18 protein-coding genes are annotated in these 17,819 nt (G+C 67.9%); 14 read left to right on the top strand and 4 right to left on the bottom strand.

Annotated features, from left to right (window positions below; all coding sequences use genetic code 11):
• The first annotated feature begins 500 nt into the window (after positions 1 to 500).
• Positions 501 to 1,109 carry a toxin glutamine deamidase domain-containing protein gene (locus tag NA4_RS11435; protein ID WP_169811015.1) on the top strand — a complete coding sequence of 203 codons (609 nt, stop codon included), beginning with the start codon at positions 501 to 503 and terminating at the stop codon, positions 1,107 to 1,109.
• A gap of 72 nt (positions 1,110 to 1,181) precedes the next feature.
• Here NA4_RS11435 and NA4_RS11430 read toward each other — a convergent pair whose 3' ends face one another.
• Positions 1,182 to 1,763, bottom strand: coding sequence for a TetR/AcrR family transcriptional regulator (locus NA4_RS11430; protein ID WP_245671279.1), 582 nt, complete (start codon positions 1,761 to 1,763; stop codon positions 1,182 to 1,184).
• 425 nt (positions 1,764 to 2,188) lie between these two features.
• Here NA4_RS11430 and NA4_RS11425 point away from each other — a divergent pair, with 425 nt between their 5' ends.
• The 5 genes from NA4_RS11425 to NA4_RS11405 all read left to right on the top strand — a co-directional run bounded on the left by NA4_RS11425 (position 2,189) and on the right by NA4_RS11405 (position 7,115).
• The gene (locus NA4_RS11425; protein ID WP_067468356.1) at positions 2,189 to 3,406 is read left to right on the top strand and encodes a lipid-transfer protein; all 1,218 of its coding nucleotides are present in this window, start codon (positions 2,189 to 2,191) and stop codon (positions 3,404 to 3,406) included.
• A gap of 39 nt (positions 3,407 to 3,445) precedes the next feature.
• On the top strand, positions 3,446 to 3,880 hold the full coding sequence (locus tag NA4_RS11420) for a type II toxin-antitoxin system Rv0910 family toxin (RefSeq protein ID WP_067468353.1): 435 nt from the start codon (positions 3,446 to 3,448) through the stop codon (positions 3,878 to 3,880).
• 144 nt (positions 3,881 to 4,024) lie between these two features.
• A complete protein-coding gene (locus NA4_RS11415; protein WP_067468350.1) occupies positions 4,025 to 4,903 on the top strand; it encodes a MaoC/PaaZ C-terminal domain-containing protein in 879 nt (292 codons plus the stop codon).
• Positions 4,904 to 4,955: 52 nt separating this feature from the next.
• Positions 4,956 to 5,834, top strand: a complete 879-nt coding sequence (locus NA4_RS11410) for an SDR family oxidoreductase (protein WP_067468347.1) — start codon at positions 4,956 to 4,958, stop codon at positions 5,832 to 5,834.
• Between the two features lie 27 nt (positions 5,835 to 5,861).
• Positions 5,862 to 7,115 (top strand): acyl-CoA dehydrogenase family protein, encoded by a 1,254-nt coding sequence (locus NA4_RS11405; protein ID WP_067468343.1) that lies wholly within the window; start codon positions 5,862 to 5,864, stop codon positions 7,113 to 7,115.
• A 222-nt stretch (positions 7,116 to 7,337) separates the two neighbouring features.
• Here the strand turns inward: NA4_RS11405 and ephH are convergent, their stop codons facing one another.
• Positions 7,338 to 8,255, bottom strand: coding sequence for an epoxide hydrolase EphH (ephH, locus tag NA4_RS11400; RefSeq protein WP_067468402.1), 918 nt, complete (start codon positions 8,253 to 8,255; stop codon positions 7,338 to 7,340).
• Between the two features lie 68 nt (positions 8,256 to 8,323).
• Between ephH and NA4_RS11395 the strand changes: the two genes are divergently transcribed.
• The 3 genes from NA4_RS11395 to NA4_RS11385 are packed head-to-tail and all read left to right on the top strand — an operon-like array spanning position 8,324 to position 10,070.
• Complete coding sequence (locus NA4_RS11395) at positions 8,324 to 9,100, top strand: exodeoxyribonuclease III (protein ID WP_084496985.1); 777 nt, start codon at positions 8,324 to 8,326, stop codon at positions 9,098 to 9,100.
• Positions 9,097 to 9,576, top strand: a complete 480-nt coding sequence (locus tag NA4_RS11390) for a guanyl-specific ribonuclease (RefSeq protein WP_067468337.1) — start codon at positions 9,097 to 9,099, stop codon at positions 9,574 to 9,576. Before NA4_RS11395 ends, NA4_RS11390 begins: the two co-directional genes overlap by 4 nt.
• Positions 9,576 to 10,070, top strand: a complete 495-nt coding sequence (locus NA4_RS11385; RefSeq protein WP_067468334.1) for a barstar family protein — start codon at positions 9,576 to 9,578, stop codon at positions 10,068 to 10,070. The genes NA4_RS11390 and NA4_RS11385 overlap by 1 nt, the downstream gene beginning before the upstream one ends.
• A 10-nt stretch (positions 10,071 to 10,080) precedes the next feature.
• On the opposite strand, the gene NA4_RS11380 is transcribed toward NA4_RS11385, so the two are convergent.
• Positions 10,081 to 10,731: a TetR/AcrR family transcriptional regulator gene (locus tag NA4_RS11380; RefSeq protein WP_067468399.1), complete on the bottom strand. Its 651-nt coding sequence runs from the start codon at positions 10,729 to 10,731 to the stop codon at positions 10,081 to 10,083.
• A 343-nt stretch (positions 10,732 to 11,074) separates the two neighbouring features.
• Between NA4_RS11380 and NA4_RS11375 the strand changes: the two genes are divergently transcribed.
• From NA4_RS11375 to yhjD, 3 genes are all read left to right on the top strand, one after another.
• On the top strand, positions 11,075 to 12,007 hold the full coding sequence (locus NA4_RS11375) for an oxygenase MpaB family protein (protein ID WP_067468330.1): 933 nt from the start codon (positions 11,075 to 11,077) through the stop codon (positions 12,005 to 12,007).
• A gap of 21 nt (positions 12,008 to 12,028) precedes the next feature.
• Positions 12,029 to 13,060, top strand: a complete 1,032-nt coding sequence (gene trpS, locus NA4_RS11370) for a tryptophan--tRNA ligase (RefSeq protein ID WP_067468327.1) — start codon at positions 12,029 to 12,031, stop codon at positions 13,058 to 13,060.
• Between the two features lie 128 nt (positions 13,061 to 13,188).
• Positions 13,189 to 14,220, top strand: coding sequence for an inner membrane protein YhjD (gene yhjD, locus NA4_RS11365; protein WP_084496984.1), 1,032 nt, complete (start codon positions 13,189 to 13,191; stop codon positions 14,218 to 14,220).
• A 38-nt stretch (positions 14,221 to 14,258) separates the two neighbouring features.
• Here yhjD and NA4_RS11360 read toward each other — a convergent pair whose 3' ends face one another.
• The gene (locus NA4_RS11360) at positions 14,259 to 15,560 is read right to left on the bottom strand and encodes a D-alanyl-D-alanine carboxypeptidase family protein (RefSeq protein ID WP_067468324.1); all 1,302 of its coding nucleotides are present in this window, start codon (positions 15,558 to 15,560) and stop codon (positions 14,259 to 14,261) included.
• Positions 15,561 to 15,689: 129 nt separating this feature from the next.
• Here NA4_RS11360 and NA4_RS11355 point away from each other — a divergent pair, with 129 nt between their 5' ends.
• A complete protein-coding gene (locus tag NA4_RS11355; protein WP_067468320.1) occupies positions 15,690 to 17,204 on the top strand; it encodes a DHA2 family efflux MFS transporter permease subunit in 1,515 nt (504 codons plus the stop codon).
• Positions 17,194 to 17,799: a TetR family transcriptional regulator gene (locus tag NA4_RS11350; RefSeq protein ID WP_067468317.1), complete on the top strand. Its 606-nt coding sequence runs from the start codon at positions 17,194 to 17,196 to the stop codon at positions 17,797 to 17,799. Before NA4_RS11355 ends, NA4_RS11350 begins: the two co-directional genes overlap by 11 nt.
• The last annotated feature ends 20 nt before the right edge of the window (positions 17,800 to 17,819 follow it).

Genomic DNA, 17,819 nt, shown 5'->3' with positions numbered 1-17,819 from the left:
CGTAGTCAGCGCGGCCCGCATCGCGGGCTACCCACCCTCCCTGGCGTGGGAGTGCCCGAGAACCGATCGTTACCGGCGCAACGCTCGGCTCCCATGCTCTCGATCATCCCGGCGTGGGTGGCCGATCTTGCCGCCCATGGCAGCTGCGCACCGTAGCCATAGCGTTTGACCTGGGGTTGATACGGCGACCGAGCAGACGACCGGCAAGCGGGGCCGTTGCAAGGCAACGGCAAGCTGACTGCAAGCGGCCCGTAGCACTGTGGGCGTATGAGTTCCCAGGGTTTGCCGAAGTCGGTATGAAAGGGCCACTGTCCGCTGCCTTGGATGAGGTACGTCGAAAACTGAAGAGTCTTCTCGGCACCGCACAGGACTCCGAAGACGGGCGACCCACCGCTGGCGAGGCACTGAATCAGTCCTACCGAGCGAAGAGTGAGCCCTTGCACCAAGTGGCGGAAGATTTGGAGCGGGCCGATACCGAAGGCGCGGCAAAGGTGGCTGGTATGGCTCCCGAGACAGGAGTATTTGCCCCCGCACCCGCGCGGTTCAGCAGTTCGATTGCCGTGCCGCTCGCCGAGATACGCCCGGCAGGCGTGTCCCGGTTGATTCGCAACGCGCATCAGCCGACGCCGGCGGAGGCGGATGCCATGCGGCGGGCCTACGACGCACAGGCCACGATCATGTCCCGAATCGGTGACCGGCCACCAACACTCGACGAAGTGCGCGAACTACTGCGGCTGGTCAACCCGACGAGATCACGGACGGCGGGCAACTGCATGGAGTGCTCTTGGGCGGTGCGCGACATTCTGTCCGGGCGCCCGGCAGTGGCCGGGCCGAGCGGCGCCCAGAAGTTCATCGAACCCTCGACAGAACGTTTCCATGGCGACAGCCACCATGAGATACACGAAGCGATATCGGAGCAGCTGCGGCAGCCCGGCCAGAACGGGATCATGTCGGGAAACCGATACTCCGATGCCTTCGGACATCACTACAACGTCGCCAATATCGGCGGCGAGATCTACTATCTCGACGGCCAGACCGGCACCGTGACGGATCAGAACATCATCCCCGACGGGGACTACTACGTCGTGTTCCCGATGCGCGGCGCTTGACATGCCGCCTTCGGCGACGCCGCGGAGTCGGATTCGCCCTGCACCGCAGGCCATCGGTCCGTCCCGCGAGAACTATTCGGCGCGGCGGACGGTGACGGCGCGGCTGGCGATCTCATGCAGATGCGCCGAGGCGCGGCGCCAGCGGCGATGGGCGCGTTCGGTATCCGGATCGATGAAATTCGAGATCAGGATGCCGCGCAGTGCGTCCATGGCCGTGTAGATGAAGTCACGCGCCTCCTTGCGGCGCACGTCGTCCGGAACGAAACGGGCCACCGCCATCAAGACGGCGTTGTTGACGAACGGCTCCACCTTCTCCATCGCGGCGGCCAGCACCGGATCGGTTCGCCCGGCCACCCACAATTCGACGGTCGCGATGAACAGTGGACCCTGGTGCAGATCCCATAGGAACTCCAGCGCCGCCGCTACCGGATCGTCACCGGCTTCGACCCGGGACATCTCTCGCATGGCGGTCTCGGCCCGCAGCTGCGCCAGATGGCTGATCGCGGCCACCACCAAATCGGTTTTCGAGCCGAAGTGATGCACTTGAGCCCCGCGGGTCACCCCGGCCCGTTCGGCTACCCGCGGCGTCGTGGTGCCCGCGTACCCGTACTCGACCAGGCAGTCCACGGTCGCGTCCAGCAACCGGGTGCGCATCTCGGTGCTGCGCTGCTCCTGCGTCCGGCGCTGCTGCTTCACGACTACGCTCCTGGCCACGTGCGGATCCTACACGTACATACAGTGCTGTATGTTCCGGTCGCGCAGAATGATGGCGGACGGTGCGTGCCCGGCACTGAAGCCGATCGGCGGAAGGTGGCCGCGTCGGCAAGTTGCCTCGGGCCGCCGGCGGTCCATGGCGCGGTGAAGCCTCCCAACGCGCCAGCCCTAGCGCTTGCGAACTCTGTCCCCCGGCAGGGCGGCACATGCACGTCCAACTGTATGCGCCATACGCGAATCAATTCGCTGGTCATCCGCGTGCTGTGTGCAAATCGCCATCGAACCCTTGCCCAGTTACATACATATCTGTATGTTTGTTTTCAGCTCGTTCCGCCCCGCGGTGCACCCACAACCTGAGGAGTTCGATGACGAACAAGGTCTACGTCGTCGGTGTCGGCATGACGAAGTTCGAGAAGCCGGGCCGCCGCCAAGTGGAGGAAGCCGACGGCGCCACGCGGGCCTGGGACTACCCGGACATGACCAAGGAATCGGGCACCAAGGCGCTCGCGGACGCGGGCATCGCCTACGACCTGGTGGACCAGGCCTACGTCGGCTACGTCTACGGCGAATCCACCTCCGGGCAGCGGGCCGTCTACGAACTCGGCATGACCGGCATACCGGTGGTCAACGTGAACAACAACTGCTCCACCGGCTCCACGGCGCTGTATCTCGCGGCGCAGGCGATCCGGGGCGGGCTGGCCGAATGCACGCTGGCGCTGGGCTTCGAGAAGATGCAGCCCGGCTCGCTCGGTTCCACCTGGGACGACCGCGAGCAGCCGATGGCCAAGCACATCATGGCGCTCGCCGAGATCTCCGAGGTGCTGTTCCCGGTGGCGCCGTGGATGTTCGGCGCGGCGGGCCGCGAGCACATGAAGCAGTACGGCACCACCGCCGAGCACTTCGCGAAGATCGGCTACAAGAACCACAAGCACTCGGTGAACAACCCGTACTCGCAGTTCCAGGACGAGTACACGCTCGATGACATCCTCGCCTCCCGGATGATCTACGACCCGCTCACCAAACTGCAGTGCTCGCCGACCTCCGACGGGTCCGGCGCGGTGATCCTCGCGAGCGAGGACTTCGTGGACGCCAACGACCTCGCCGGGCAGGCGGTGGAGATCGTCGGCCAGGCGATGACCACCGACTTCGCCTCGACCTTCGACGACACCGCCAAGAACATCATCGGCTACGACATGAATGTCCAAGCGGCGCGGCAGGTTTACCAGCAGTCGGGTCTCGGCCCGGAGGACTTCCAGGTCATCGAGCTGCACGACTGCTTCTCCGCCAACGAACTGCTGCTCTACGAAGCGCTCGGCCTGTGCGGCGAGGGCGAGGCCGGGCAGTTGATCGACGACAACCGGACGACCTACGGCGGCACATGGGTGGTGAATCCGTCCGGCGGCTTGATCTCCAAGGGTCATCCGCTCGGCGCGACCGGTCTGGCGCAGTGCGCCGAGTTGACCTGGCAGCTACGCGGCACCGCGGACAAGCGCCAGGTGGACAACGTCACCGCCGCCCTACAGCACAATATCGGCCTCGGCGGCGCCGCGGTCGTCACCGCCTACCAGCGCGCTGTTCGCTGAATCCGCCCCGGCCGCAAAATAAATCGAGAAACAGGACCCATGGGACACATCGAAGCCACCAAGAACGTCAACGCCGCGCCTGAGGCGCTGTGGGCGGTCGTCGCCGACCCGCAGACCTGGGACAAGTGGTTCACCATCCATGAGCGGTTCATGGAGGAGCCGCCCGCCGTGCTGAGCGAAGGCGCCAAACTGGTCGCCAAGATCGTCATGCTCGGCATGGCGAACAAGCTGGAGTGGACCATCGTCTCGGTGGCCGCGCCGCACAGACTGACCCTGGGCGGCACCGGCATGGCGGGAGTGAAGACCGAATTCACCTTCGACATCCAGCCCAACGGCGACGGGAGCACGATCCTGGTGTCCGGCGATTTCGAGGGTGCGCTGATCAAGGGCGCGCTGGGGAAGGCGGTGGAGAAGGACGGCATCAAACAACTGGACCGATCGCTGGCACAACTCGACGCCTTGGCCTCGGCATGAGCGGTCAGGCCCGGAGGCGGCAGCGGAGCGTGACCATGGAGGGGCCCGCTCATGCCGGAAAGGACAGGGCATGAGCGGTCAGGCCCGGAGGCGGCAGCGGAGCGTGACCATGGAGCGCCCCGCTCACGCCGGAAAGGACCGCGCGTGAACCCCGACAACACGGCCGCACGCGTGGTCGAGTTCGATGACGCTGGCTTGGAAACCTGGTGCGATGAAGAGCGTTTCGAGGTCACCGCCGAGCGCATCGCGCAGTACGCCGCGGCGACGAACGATCCGATCGCGGCGCATCTCGCGGGCGCGGTCGCCCCGCCGGTCTTCGCCATCGTCCCGGTCTTCGAGGCCATGATGATGCCGGTGATCGATGTCGCGCCGATGGACGTCTTCGGCCGGGTTGTGCACGGGGAGCAGGACTTTCACTTCCATCGTGCGATTCGCCCGGGCGAGCGGCTGGTGTCGCGCGCACAGGCGGTCGGCTATACCAGCCGCTCCACCGGGACGACCATCACCATCCGCATCGAATGCCGCACCGAGACAGGCGAACCGGTCAACCATCAGTACCTGACCGCGTTCTTCCGCAATATCGATGCGGGCAAGACGGTCGGCGAAGCCGCTCCGCCACACAAGTTCGACGAACGGCTGCGCGGCCGAGACCCCATCGCCGTTGTGGCGCAGCACGTCGACCGCGACCAGACCTTCCGTTACGCACCGGCTTCCGGCGATCCGGTGCCGCTGCACCTGGACGAACAGGTCGCCGAGGACGCCGGGCTGCCCGGCATCATCGCGCACGGATTGTGCACCATGGCCTTCGCGTCCTGGGCGGTGCTCACCGAGGTCGCGGCGTCGGACGTGCACCGGCTGAAGCGATTCGCGGTGCGCTTCGCCAAGCCGGTCTTTCCCGGCGACGATCTGACGACCCGGATCTGGCAGGCCGGTTCGGCCGATGGCGTGACCAGCTACGCGTTCGAGACCGTACGCGGCGACGATGTCGTGCTCAGCGACGGACTGGCCGAGATCGCCGCCTGACAGCGGCGGTACGGACTCCGCCGCCCCCACCAACGACTTCAGGAGGCAACACATGGGCGCACTGTCCGGACGGGTCGCCGTCATCACCGGAGCGGGCCGCGGCATCGGCCGCGAGCACGCGCTGCTGTTCGCGAAGGAAGGCGCCGCGGTGGTCGTCAACGATCTCGGCGGCAGCAATGCGGGCGAGGGCGCCGACTCCGGGCCCGCTCAGGAGGTGGTGCGCGAGATCGTCGCGGCGGGTGGCAGGGCAGTGGCCAACTCCGACGACGTCGCCACCTGGGACGGCGCGCAAAAGCTTGTCGCTCGAGCGGTTTCGGAATTCGGTGGGCTCGACGTCGTGGTGAACAACGCGGGTATCCTGCGCGACGCCTTCATCGCGGGCATGACCGAGGCGCAGTGGGACGCGGTGATCGCCGTGCATCTCAAGGGCCATGCCGCCGTGCTGCACCATGCCGCCGCCTACTGGAAGCAGCAGTCCAAGGCCGGTGATCAGCCCAAGGCGGCCGTGATCAACACCGCTTCCGCCTCCGGCACAACCCTGCCAAACCCTGGTCAGGCCAATTACGGCGCGGCCAAGGCCGGGATCGCCGCGCTGACCCTGGTCGCCGCCGACGAGCTGGCGCGCTACGGCGTGCGGGTCAACGCGATCGCGCCGATCGCGCGCACCCGGCTGACGCTGGCCACCCCCGGCATGGGCGAGATGATGGCGGCCGAGGCGGAGGCGGCCGCCGACGGCGGGTTCGACGCGTTCAGCCCGGCCAATATCGCACCGCTGGTCGCCTACCTGGCCGCGGAATCCTGCCCGATCACCGGCAAGGTGTTCGCAGTGCAGGGCGGTGCGATCTCCGAGCTGGCCGGTTGGCACGATGTAAAGACCATCGAGACCGAGGGCCCGTGGCTGATCGACGACATCGCCGCCCGGCTGCCCTGACCTCGGCGGAATGTGAGGAGAACGACGATGTTCGAATGGTCCGACACCGATCTGCTGCTCCGTGATGCCGTGCGGGCGTTCATCGACAAGGAGATCCGCCCCAACCTGGATGCCCTCGACAGCGGCGAAGTGCCGCCGTACCCGATCATCCGCAAGCTGTTCGCCGAGTTCGGCATCGACGTCATGGGCGGCGAGGCCGTGCAGAAGATGCTGGCCAAGCAGGAGAAACGAGCGGCGGCCGCCGCCGCGGGGGAGCCGAAGCCGGAGCAGAAAACGAGGACGAGCCCGTTCGCCGGACAGGAATCGCTGATGGCGGTGCTGATCAGCGAGTTGTCCGGGGTGTGCATGGGCCTGGTGACCGCGCTCGGGGTGAGCATCGGCCTCGGCGCCACCACCATCATGTCGCGCGGCACGCTGGCGCAGAAGCAGCGCTGGCTGGAGGACATCGTCACCATGCGGAAGGTGGCCGCGTGGGCGATCACCGAGCCGGATTCCGGCTCGGACGCCTTCGGCGGAATGAAGACCTACGTCAAGCGCGACGGCGAAGACTACCTGCTCAACGGCCAGAAGACCTTTATCACCAACGGCCCCTACGCCGACGTGATGATCGTCTACGCGAAGCTCGACGACGGGGCGGGCGGGGACCGGCGCGAACGCAAGGTGCTCACCTTCGTGCTCGACAAGGGCATGCCCGGCCTCACCCAGGGCAAGCCGTTCAAGAAGATGGGGCTGCACGCCTCACCGACCGGGGAGCTGTTCTTCGACAACGTGCGCGTCGGCCGGGACCGGCTGCTCGGCGAGACCGAGGAGCACAAGGGCGGCGACGGCAGGCAGAGCGCCCGCTCCAGTTTCACCGCCGAGCGCATCGGCGTGGCCTTCATGGCGCTGGGCATCATCAACGAATGCCATCGGCTGTGCGTGGAGTACGCCACGAGCCGCAAACTCTGGGGCCAGGAGATCGGGCGGTTCCAGCTGGTCCAGCTGAAGCTGGCGAAAATGGAGATCGCGCGGATCAACGTGCAGAACATGGTGTTCAACACGCTGGAGCGCGGCAGGGCGGGCAAGCCGCCGACGCTCGCCGAAGCGTCCGCGATGAAGCTGTACGCATCGGAGGCGGCCACCGAGGTCGCCATGGAGGCGGTGCAGCTCTTCGGCGGCAACGGCTACATGACCGAATATCGCGTCGAGCAGCTCGCCCGCGACGCGAAGTCGCTGATGATCTACGCGGGCAGCAACGAGATCCAGGTGACCCACATCGCGAAGGCCCTGCTCGCGCAGTAGTTCCCGGACCGGCGCGGTTCCGGACGAATACACCTGTCCGCACGACAGCGGCACAACGCCTGCTTTCGAGAAGCGAGACCGGGCATTGCCCGTTCGCGGCCCGGCCCGCGTCCGACTGGCCGCCGCGTCCGCGACGAAGTCGCCAGCGGCGGTCGCTCGGACGCCAGCCATAAGGCGGCCCGCGAACACGCAGCGCCGCAGGCGCCGCAAATTGAACACAGCTCAGATCGCGCGCAGACGGGTGCGGCTGGCGTAGACGTGCTCGGCGATGAGGGTGGCGATGCGGTCGGGCGCTTCCAGCATCGGCACGTGGCCGACGCCGTTGACCAGGATGCGGTCGGCGGATTCGGGGAGTTCCTTCAGGTAGCGCCGGGCGTAGACGCGGTTGGGGATGACCCGGTCGTACTCCGACAGCAGCAGCCGGACCGGCGTTCGCAGCGTGGACAGGTCGTCCTGTCCCGGCGCACGCAGCGCGCTGATGATCATCGGAAGCATGACCGGGCAGTTCAGTGCGGCCGTGATGGCGGCAGCGGCGTCGCGCCGTGACACCGCCGCCGCGTGCTTGCTCAGCATGAGCAGGCCGGCGCGCTGGATGAGCGGATTGCGAGCCGCGAATCCGCCCAGGAGCTTGCCGATTTCGATGAGCGGAACCAGGGAGAGGAATTTCAGGTTGATCCGGACCTGGGTCAGCGAGGGCCCGTGCCAGCCGCCCGCGGGCGCGATCAGCGTGAGCGTGCGGGCGCGTCCGCGGCGGGCGAGTTCGACGCCGACCCAGCCGCCGAGCGAGTTCCCCGCGATATGGCAGGTGCGCCAGCCCAATTCGTCGAGCTGATCGCAGACCCGGTCGGCGAGGAACTGCACGTCGACGGGCCTGCCGTCCAGGGGCGCCCCGCCCCAGTGACCCGCGAACGCGGGCGCGAACACCTCGCAGTGCGTCGCCAGCCGCGCCGCGGTCTGCTCCCAGCAGTGCGGCGACATCATGAATCCGTGCAGCAACAGCAGCGGGTCACCGGAACCGACGTGCAGAGCCTTGATCGGCTGGAGCGGGTTCGCCGCTTTCCCGGAGCCGCGTGTGGCGGCGGTCTGTGCGGGAGTGCCGGGGCGATCGGCAGCGGAGGACTTGGAGGTGTCGGACGACATCGTCTTCACCCCTTCCTGGACGGCGGTGTCCGGGGGACTTCATCAGACCAGCATTGTACGGTCGAGGAGTGCCCTACATCTCGACAGTGAACGTGAACGGTGTCCGCGCGGCCGCGGGCAAGGGCCTGCTCGCCTGGCTGGCGGCCACCGAGGCCGACATCGTCTGCGTGCAGGAAACGCGCGCCACCGACGAGCAGGTGCGGGCCGCGCTGGCGCCCGCGCTCGACGCGGGATGGCAGCTGTCGCACGCCGAGCCGGAGTCCAAGGGGCGCGCCGGTGTCGGCATCCTGTCCAGGCGCGCACCGCGTGCTGTGCGAATCGGCTTCGGCAGCATCGAGTTCGGGGCCGCGGGCCGCTACGTCGAGGCCGAGTTCGACGACATCACCGTGGCGAGTGTGTACGTGCACTCCGGCGACGCGGGCACCGTGCGCCAGGACGAGAAGTACCGCTTCATGGCCGAGCTCGGCGCCTACCTGACCGCGCGCACCGGAGATTTCGTGGTGGCGGGGGACTGGAACATCGCGCACACCGAGCGCGATCTGAAGAACTGGAAGGGCAACCTGAAGTCGGCCGGGTTCCTGCCACAGGAGCGCGCCTGGATCGATGAGCTGTTGGCCGCGGGCTACGTCGACGTGGTGCGCGCCCTGCATCCCGGCGTGGACGGCCCGTACAGCTGGTGGTCCTACCGCGGTCGCGCGTTCGACAACGACAGCGGATGGCGCATCGACTACCACCTGGCCCGAGGCGATCTCGCCGCCCGCGCCAAAGCGGCGGTGGTGGAACGCGCGGCGGCCTACGATCAGCGCTGGTCGGACCATGCGCCCGTCACGGTGCAGTACCGATGAACTTTTCTCCGAAGATGATTCGCGGCCTCGGCGTCATCGGGGCGCTCGCGCTCGCGCTGATCATCGCGGTGCTCGCCCTGCGCGGAGGCACGGAGGTCACTACCTCCTCGGTCGGTCCCGCGACGAGCACCATCGCCGCGCCCGCCACCGCACCGCGCGGCGCGGACAGCGCGTCGCCGGTCACCCAGGCGGCTGGTGTCCCACAGCGCGCCTACGCCACGCTGCGGGAGATCGATGCGGGCCGCTGGCCCGACTCGGCGAACGCCCCCGGCACCAAGGGTGGTGAACGCTGGATGAACCGTGGCGGCGACCTGCCCGCCACCGACTCCACCGGTAAGCCGATCACCTACCAGGAATGGGACGTCAACCCGAAGCAGCCCGGCCGATCCCGCGACGCCGAACGCATCGTCACCGGAAGCGACGGCTCGGCCTGGTACACCGGCGACCACTACAAGACCTTCACGAGGATGCGCTGATGACCAAGACCATCACGCTGTCGCAGTTCCTTGCCCGTCCCGACGCGGAGGACCTACCGCCAAGCCCCGCGCTCGCTCCGCCCGGCGTCACGTTCGGAACGCTCGCGCTCGACTCCGCCGAATTCAGCGCGGTGCGCGACCGGGCGCCTTCGGGATATCTGGTGCGCGAGGTACGCGGCATGAAGATGCCCACCACCGCGCGGGTTTTCGACGAGTTCGCCGCCGCGTTCCAGTTCCCGTACTACTTCGGCGAGAACAAGGACGCGTTCGACGAATGCCTGCGCGACCTGGACGACTTCATCGGCGAAGCGGCCGGATACGTCGCCGTGGTGCGCGACTCGGCCGGGTTGCTCACCGACGAACTGGTCGAACGCGACTGGTTCGCCGAGGCGATGCGCGACTGCGCGGCCTATTGGACGCGGCGCGACGTGCTCTTCCGGGTCGTCCTGCAGGGTGACGCGCCCGACCTCCAGGACGTGTCGCTGCGCCTGTGACGCCCGGCGCTCACCGCAGCTTGCTCGCCAGATCCTCGCCGAGCAGGACGAACACGTCGACGGTGTGCTCGATCAGTTCGTCGCGGGTCAGATCCAGATCGCCGTGCAGCCAGGCGGCCAGCGTCTGCACCAGCCCCCCGACCAGGTACATGGCGCGGAAGTCGATCGCAGGGTCGGGCGCGGCGTCGCTGATCCGGTAGAAGTCGATGCCTTCCGCGGCCACCATGCGCGCGAACACGCGCACCGTTTCGGTGGTGCGGGCGCGCAGCTCCGGCGTCGCCATACCCGCGATCAGGGCGACCTTCGCCTTGCGTGGGTCGTCGGTGAGCAGGTGCACACCTGCGGCGATCGCGGCATGCGCGGTCGCGCGAGTGTCCGGCGGGGCGGTTCCGTCCTGGGCGGCGCGCACGGCCGCGAGGACAGCGTCTGCCAGTTCCTCGGCGATCCTGTCGATCAGGGCGGCGAGTACGGCGTCGCGGCTGTCGAAATTCTCGTAGTAATACCGCTCGTTCAGCCCGGCCCGCGCGCACAACCCGGAGACGGTCAGCTTCTCCAGCCCGTCGGTGCCGATGATCTCCAGCGCCGCCTCCAGCAACGCGGCGCGCCGCTGCGCCCGGCGCTCCTGTGCGGAGATTCCCCCGTACGTACGTTGCGCAGTCACCACCTGAGTCTATTTGCAGGCCCCTTCGGCACTGCGGGTTCGCCCGCCGCCGTGTGGGTCCGCGTCCGAGCGACCGGCGCTTGCGCCTCGGCGGCTCGGACGCGCCGCGAACGAGGAATGCTCGGTCTTGCTGCGCTCGAAAGCGGGGGTCGGGCCAGTGTGGTTGCCGAGTCGAAATCCCGAGGATCTCAGCAGGACAGCCGAGGCGCGGTATGGGCCGTGGGCTTGCGCGATTCGCACATGGGGCAGACAGTCGAGGCGAGGCAAATTCTGGCAGAGCTTATTGCCAGAATTCTAATTCTGGTGGATGCTATTGCCAGATGCTCTCGACGAGGAGGCGGCGATGTCCGAGACCGGCTATTTCAGCGATCACTCGATGATTCGGCGGGTGATGAGCAAGCGCGCGGTGGGGCTCACCTACGGCCTGCGCGCCCTGGTCGTCGGCGCGGTGCATCCGCTGCTCTACGTCGGCACCGCGGAGAACACCGAGCACCGGATGACGCCCTACACCCGGCTCGCGCTGACCGGGCACCTGTTCGAGGCGGTGTTCCTCGGCAGCAAGGCCGAGGCCGACCGCGCGCTGGCGTTCACCAGGAAGAAGCACCTCGAGGTGCGCGGCGCGCTGCCCGAGGACGCGGGCACCCGGCATCCGGCGGGCACCAGGTACGCCGCGCTCGACCCACACCTGATGTTCATGACCATGGCGTTCACCTTCGACTCGGCCGAGGTGATGTACGACCTGCTGGTGCGCACCATGACCGACGGCGAGCGCGAGGGGCTCTACCAGGACTACGTGCGCTGGGCCGAGCTGTTCGGCATGCCCGCGGACGCTGCGCCGGGCAGCTACCGGGACTTCCGCGCCTACTTCGACGGCTATCTCGCCTCGGACGAGGTGTTCCTCACCGACGAGGCGCGGCTGGTCGGCTCCTACCTGGCCGGTCAGCAGGTGCCCTACTCGCAGGGTGTGCCGTTGCAGCAGGTCACCTCCGCGTTCTATCTGCTGGTCCAGGGCAGCCTGCCGCCGCGGATCCGGCGGATGTACGGGATGCGCTGGGGTGTGGCCGAGCAGGTCGCCTACCAGGCGCTGACGCGGGCGGTTCGCACCGCGCACGTCTCGGTTCCGCTGGTGCCGCCGGTGCTGCGTCCCACGCTGGCCGGACCCAGCGCGCCGGTCTACAAGTTGCTCTCCAAGCGGGAGCACGAACTGGTCAGCAGCGGGCGGCCGAGCATGCCCGGGATCGATCCGCGCAACTGGGTGCAGCGAAATTCGGCTTGAGCCGCATGCGAAGATCGGGGTATGTCCAGTCCTGCGCCCACCCCGGCCGCCGAACGCAAACAGCGGGTTCTGTCCGGGATCCAGCCGACCAGCTCCTCGTTCCATCTCGGGAACTACCTTGGCGCGCTGCAGTACTGGGTGACCATGCAGGACGACTACGACGCGCTGTATTTCATCCCGAACCTGCACGCGATCACGGTGCCGCAGGATCCGAAGCAGCTGAAGGCGCACACCTTGGCCGCCGCCGCGCAGCTGCTCGCGCTGGGCATCGACCCGAAGAAGTCCACTCTGTTCGTGCAGAGCCAGGTGCCCGAGCACGCCGAGCTGGCCTGGGTGCTCAGCTGTGTCACCGGCTTCGGCGAGGCCAGCCGGATGACCCAGTTCAAGGACAAATCGGTGAAGCAGGGCGCGGAGAACGCGACCGTTGGCCTGTTCACCTACCCGGTGCTGATGGCCGCGGACATCCTGCTCTATCGCGCCCATCAGGTTCCGGTCGGCGAGGATCAGCGCCAGCATCTGGAGCTCACCCGGAATCTGGCCCAGCGCTTCAACACTCGGTTCAAGAAGACGTTCGTGGTGCCGGAGGCGCATATCGTCAAGGGCACCGCGAAGATCTACGACCTGCAGGACCCGACCGCGAAGATGAGCAAGTCGGCCTCCACCGACGCGGGCCTGATCAACCTGCTCGATGACCCGAAGATCACCGTGAAGAAGGTGAAATCGGCGGTCACCGACACCGGACGGGAGATCGTCTACGACCCCGACGGCAAACCGGGTGTCAGCAACCTGCTGGTGATCCTCAGTTCGCTGACCGGGACGCCGATCGTCACGCTGGAGAAGGACTTCGAGGGCAAGGGTTACGGCGAGCTCAAGTCCGACGTCGCCGACGCGCTGGTGGAATTCGTCACGCCGTTGCGCGCGAAGGTGCAGGAGTACCTGTCCGACCAGGGCGAACTCGACCGCATCCTGGCCGCCGGAGCCGAGCGTGCGCGGGAGATCGCCGGCAACACCCTCGCTCAGGTATACGACCGGGTCGGTTTGCTGGGCCGTTAGGCGGCTTCCTTCCGCGAACTGACGGCGGACTTCGTCCGACAGCGTCTTCTCTGCCGCTTCGTCAACCTGCGCTCGGCCGCGCCCGTTAGGCTCGTGCGAGGTCTGTCTCACGTTCGAAGGGGCGCAGCGTGCAGGTGATCGACAACATCAAGGCCGGGATCGAACGCCGGATTCAGGCGATGCCGTGGCTGGATCATCTGGTCCGGGCGGCGGGGCGCTATGAGCAGCAACGAGGCGACTACTACGCGGCCGGCATCACGTACTTCACTGTGCTATCGCTGTTTCCGCTGCTGATGATCGCGTTCGCGGTCGCGGGCGTTGTCCTGTCCCGCAATCCGGAGCTGCTCAGCGAGTTGCGGGCCAACATTGTCGAGAACATCCCCGGCTCGTTCGGCGATCAGCTCAACGAGTTGGTCGACAAGGCGGTCGAGTCGCGGCGTACGGTCGGCGTGCTCGGTCTTCTCGTCGGCGTCTACACCGGACTCGGCTGGATGGCCAACCTGCGGGCCGCGCTCACCGAGCAGTGGGAACAGAAGACGCCGGACGGCAACTGGCTGGTGACCAAGCTCTCCGATCTGGGCGCGCTGGTCGGTCTCGGTCTGGCGTTCGTGGTCTCGCTGGGGCTGTCGGCGCTGGCGTCGAGCGCGCTCGGCAGGCAACTGCTCACCAGCCTCGGTCTCGCCGAGCTGCCCGGCGCCGGGGTTTTGCTGACGCTGCTGTCGACACTGCTCGGGTTTCTGGCCTCCTGGGCGGTGTTCGCATGGGTCATCGCCAGGCTGCCGCGCGAACCTGTCACACTGGCCAGCGCGGCCAAAGCGGCGGGGCTGGCCGCGCTGGCGTTCGAGGTGTTCAAGATCGTCGCCTCGATCTACCTGCGATCGGTGCTGAGCAGCCCGGCGGGCGCCACGTTCGGCTCGATCATCGGTCTGCTGGTGTTCACCTACGTCACCTACCGCATCGTCCTCTTCGCTACCGCCTGGGCCGCCACCGCCGCCGAGAACGAGCCGGAAGCCGAGATCCCACCGCCTCCGCCCGCGGTTATCGCGCCGCGAGTCCACGCGCGCGATGTTTCGGTGGGTGCGGGCGCCGCTTTCTTCGGTGCGGGTGCACTTGCGGCCCTTGCGCTTTCGGGGTTACGCCGGTTGCCCGGCCGCCGGTGAGCGGTAAGCAGGCCGAGTTGCCCTGCGAGCAGGGGTGATCAACGTCGTCGATTGGCTCGGCGTGCCCCCGCCAGCAGGACGAGGATCACGATGACGCCGACGGCGATCAGCACGGTCCTGGTATCGACGCGGCGCTCTTCGGCAAGTGGCATGGCGGAAGGGTCGGTTCCCGACGCGGGTGGTGCGGCAAGCGCTACTTCGCTCTGCTCACGCTGGGGTACCACCGCGTCACGCTGGGGAACCACCGCGCCCGGCAGGTTGCCGATCGACGCGCCGCTGGGCAGCGCGAAGCTGTAGTCCAGCAGCCGGGCCGCCTGTTCCCACGGGCGCAACGGCCGCACCTCGGCCTGCAACAGGGTCACGACCAGCCTGCGGCCGTCGCGCTCGGCGGCGGCGACGAACGTCTGGCGCGCGTCGTCGGTGAAGCCGGTCTTGCCGCCGAGGGCGCCCGCGTAGTTGTACAGCAGCTGGTTGTCGTTGCCGATCGGATATCCGGGCCGGTCGGTATCGCCGGGAATCTGGGGATCCGCGGGATAGCCGGGGAAATCGACCTGCTCGGTGCGAATGAGCTCGGCGAACAGCGGGATGGTCATGGCTTCGCGGAACAGCACCGCCAAGTCGTAGGCCGAGGTGCTCATGCCGGGGCCGTCCAGGCCGGACGGGGTGGCGGCACGAGTGTCCATGGCGCGCAAGGATTTCGCCAGTTCGTTCATCTTCGCGATGGTGGCCGCGTCGCCGCCCAGTTGCGCGGCGATGGCGTGCGCCGCGTCATTGCCGGAGGCCATGATCAGCGCCTGCATGAGCTGGCGATTGGTGTAGCGACCGCCCGGACCGATGCCGACCCTGGTGCCGTCCACATCGGCGTCGGCTCGCGTCCCGACCACCACCTTGTTCAGATCCAGTGTCCGCAGCGCCAGCGTGGCGAGCAGCACCTTGATCGTGCTCGCGGGCCGATAACGCCCGTGCGGGTCCTTCGCCGCGACCACCTCGCCGGTGTCCAGATCCGCCACCAGCCAGGCCGTCGCCGAGATGTCCTGCGGTGCGGGCGGTCCGGATCGCGGTAGCGCGACTCCGCACTCGCCGAGCCGGGCGCCGCCGATCGGAGGCGTCGGGATCGGCAGCGGAGCCGGTGTCGGCTCCCCTGGCGCGGGCACCTCGGACGCATCGATCGGTGGGGGCGGCAGTGTCTTCTGCGGGCAGCCGTCGGTGTTCGGCGTGGTGAACGGCGTGCTGGTGGTCGGCGCGGCGAGCGAGGGCACGGCCGTCGCCCCGATCGCCACGACGGCCAGCAGGGCGCCCGCGTAGAACCCGGCGCGGCGACGGAACTGCGTGATCTTCATCGGCAGTGAGCCTAGCGAGGGTTCCGCCGGTCAGCCGCGCATATCCCCGAGCTCGTCGAACAAACTTGACATACTCTCTCAAATGAGAGCTACTATCAAAAGGTTGTAGCTTTCTTTTCTGGAGGTGTCATGAAGACCGACTCGACCCGTCGCTGGCTCGCGCTCGGCGCGCTGGCGGTCGCAATGCTGACCATCGGGCTCGACGTCACCGTGCTGACCGTGGCCCTGCCCACGCTCGCCGTCGACCTGAACGCGAATACCGCTGCGTTGCAATGGTTCAGCAGTGCGTACACGCTGGCGCTGGCCGCCGTGATGCTCCCCGCGGGCGCGCTCGGCGACCGCTACGGCCGCAAGAAGTTCCTGCTGGCCGCGCTGGTGCTGTTCGGGATCGCGTCGATCGCCTGTGCCGTGGCCACCTCGCCCGGTCAGCTCATCGCGGCGCGCGTCGTGCTCGGCATCGCGGCGGCGGCGATGATTCCGCTGTCGATGTCGGTGTTGCCCGACATGTTTCCCGGCCGAGCGGAGCGGCAGCGTGCGCTCACCATCTGGATCACCTCGACGGCGATCGGACTGCCGCTCGGCCCGATCGTGGGTGGATGGTTGCTGCGCAACTTCTGGTGGGGTTCGGTGTTCCTGATCAACGTGCCGATGGTGGTGATCGGCGCGCTCGCCGTCGCGGCGCTGGTGCCGGAATCGCGCAGTGCGCACAGCTTCCGCATCGACCTGCTCGGCATCCTGCTGTCGGCCGCGGGCATGCTCGGGCTCACCTACGGCTTCATCCGCATCGGCGAGGAAGGCTGGGGCGACGGCCGCGCCTGGGCGATCGTCGCGGGCGGTGTGCTGCTGCTCGGTGCTTTCCTGGCCTGGCAGCGCAGGACCGCGTATCCGCTGGTCGATCTCGGCTTGTTCGCCGCGGACGGATTCCGCTGGGGCACGGCATTTTCCATCGTGGTGAACTTCGCCATGTTCGGCATGTTCTTCACCGTGCCGCAGTACTTCCAGGCCGTGCTCGGCGTGGACGCGCTCGGCAGCGGACTGCGGCTGCTTCCGCTGATCGGCGGGTTGCTGATCGGCAGCAGGCTGGTCGACCGGATTCTGCCGAAACTGGGCATCCGCGTGGTGATCTCCGCCGGATTCGGGTTGCTCGGCGGCTCGCTGGCGCTGGGCGCGCTGACCACCGTGGACAGCGGCTACGGCTTCACCGCGGTGTGGCTGACGCTGCTCGGCGCCGGCATGGGCCTGGTGATGCCCGCGGCCATGGGCGTGGCGATGGGTGAGCTGACCGCCGAGCGCTCCGGGTCGGGCTCCGCGCTGCTGCAGGCGCTGCGCCAGGCCGCGGGCACCATCGGCGTCGCGGTACTGGGCACCGTGCTGTCCACCCGCTACCGTTCGGAGCTCGGCGCCTTGAATCGCGACCCGATCTCGGACGGTGTCAACGCGGGTGTCGCGACAGCGCATGAGTCGGGCGATCCGGCGATGCTGCACCACGTACAGGACGCGTTCGTCGGCGGCATGAGCGCGATGCTGTGGGCCTGCGCCGCATTGTGCCTGCTGGCGGCGGCGCTGGCCGTGGCGTTCGTGCGCACCCGGCGACCCGACCAGGCGCCGGAGCCGGGTGCGGCAGAATCGATTCATGTCGGTTGAGCTACCCGCGAGCGGGACGGCGCAGGGTCTGCGCGAGCGGAAGAAGGAACGGACCCGCCGGACGATTCGCATGGAGGCGTTCCGGCTGTTCCGCGAGCAGGGCTACAACGAGACGACGATCGAGCAGATCGCCGCGGCCGCCGATGTCTCGCCGAGCACCTTCTTCCGCTACTTCCCGACCAAGGAACAGCTGGTGCTCGCCGACGACCTCGATCCGCTGATGATCGAGGCGCTGCGACGGCAGCCGCGCGACGTCTCGCCGTTCACCGCCTTGCGCAACGCGGTGCTCGAGGTCTTCGGCGGTCTGCCCTCGGCCGATCTGGCGTTCGAGCAGGAACGGCAAGCGCTGCTCTATCACGTGCCGGAGCTGCGGTCGGCCATCGGCTGGGAGATCATCCGCAGCATCGATCTCCTCGCCGGCTTGCTGGCCGACCATGTCGGCAGGCCCGCAGACGATTTCGAGGTGCGCGTGGCGGCGGGCGCGATGGCAGGCGCCGCCCTGGCCATGGCCACGGTCACGCCGTTGAACATCGAGAACATCACCCGCACCTTGGAGTTCCTGGACGCGGGCATGCCGCTCGGGCCGCAGGCCTGAGCGGCTTCGACCCGGCTCGG

Source organism: Nocardia amamiensis NBRC 102102 (genome assembly GCF_001612745.1).
Classification (GTDB): domain Bacteria; phylum Actinomycetota; class Actinomycetes; order Mycobacteriales; family Mycobacteriaceae; genus Nocardia; species Nocardia amamiensis.
Note: the sequence above shows the minus strand (reverse complement) of the source record. Positions and strands in the feature narration are given on the sequence as shown.

Coding starts and splice junctions, on each gene's coding strand:
- trpS (WP_067468327.1), top strand. CDS start 12,029: ATGTCCAGTCCTGCGCCCACCCCGGCCGCCGAACGCAAACAGCGGGTT.
- NA4_RS11435 (WP_169811015.1), top strand. CDS start 501: ATGGCTCCCGAGACAGGAGTATTTGCCCCCGCACCCGCGCGGTTCAGC.
- NA4_RS11360 (WP_067468324.1), bottom strand. CDS start 15,560: ATGAAGATCACGCAGTTCCGTCGCCGCGCCGGGTTCTACGCGGGCGCC.
- NA4_RS11430 (WP_245671279.1), bottom strand. CDS start 1,763: ATGCGCACCCGGTTGCTGGACGCGACCGTGGACTGCCTGGTCGAGTAC.
- NA4_RS11420 (WP_067468353.1), top strand. CDS start 3,446: ATGGGACACATCGAAGCCACCAAGAACGTCAACGCCGCGCCTGAGGCG.
- NA4_RS11385 (WP_067468334.1), top strand. CDS start 9,576: ATGACCAAGACCATCACGCTGTCGCAGTTCCTTGCCCGTCCCGACGCG.
- NA4_RS11410 (WP_067468347.1), top strand. CDS start 4,956: ATGGGCGCACTGTCCGGACGGGTCGCCGTCATCACCGGAGCGGGCCGC.
- NA4_RS11425 (WP_067468356.1), top strand. CDS start 2,189: ATGACGAACAAGGTCTACGTCGTCGGTGTCGGCATGACGAAGTTCGAG.
- NA4_RS11375 (WP_067468330.1), top strand. CDS start 11,075: ATGTCCGAGACCGGCTATTTCAGCGATCACTCGATGATTCGGCGGGTG.
- NA4_RS11350 (WP_067468317.1), top strand. CDS start 17,194: ATGTCGGTTGAGCTACCCGCGAGCGGGACGGCGCAGGGTCTGCGCGAG.
- ephH (WP_067468402.1), bottom strand. CDS start 8,255: ATGTCGTCCGACACCTCCAAGTCCTCCGCTGCCGATCGCCCCGGCACT.
- NA4_RS11390 (WP_067468337.1), top strand. CDS start 9,097: ATGAACTTTTCTCCGAAGATGATTCGCGGCCTCGGCGTCATCGGGGCG.
- NA4_RS11355 (WP_067468320.1), top strand. CDS start 15,690: ATGAAGACCGACTCGACCCGTCGCTGGCTCGCGCTCGGCGCGCTGGCG.
- NA4_RS11405 (WP_067468343.1), top strand. CDS start 5,862: ATGTTCGAATGGTCCGACACCGATCTGCTGCTCCGTGATGCCGTGCGG.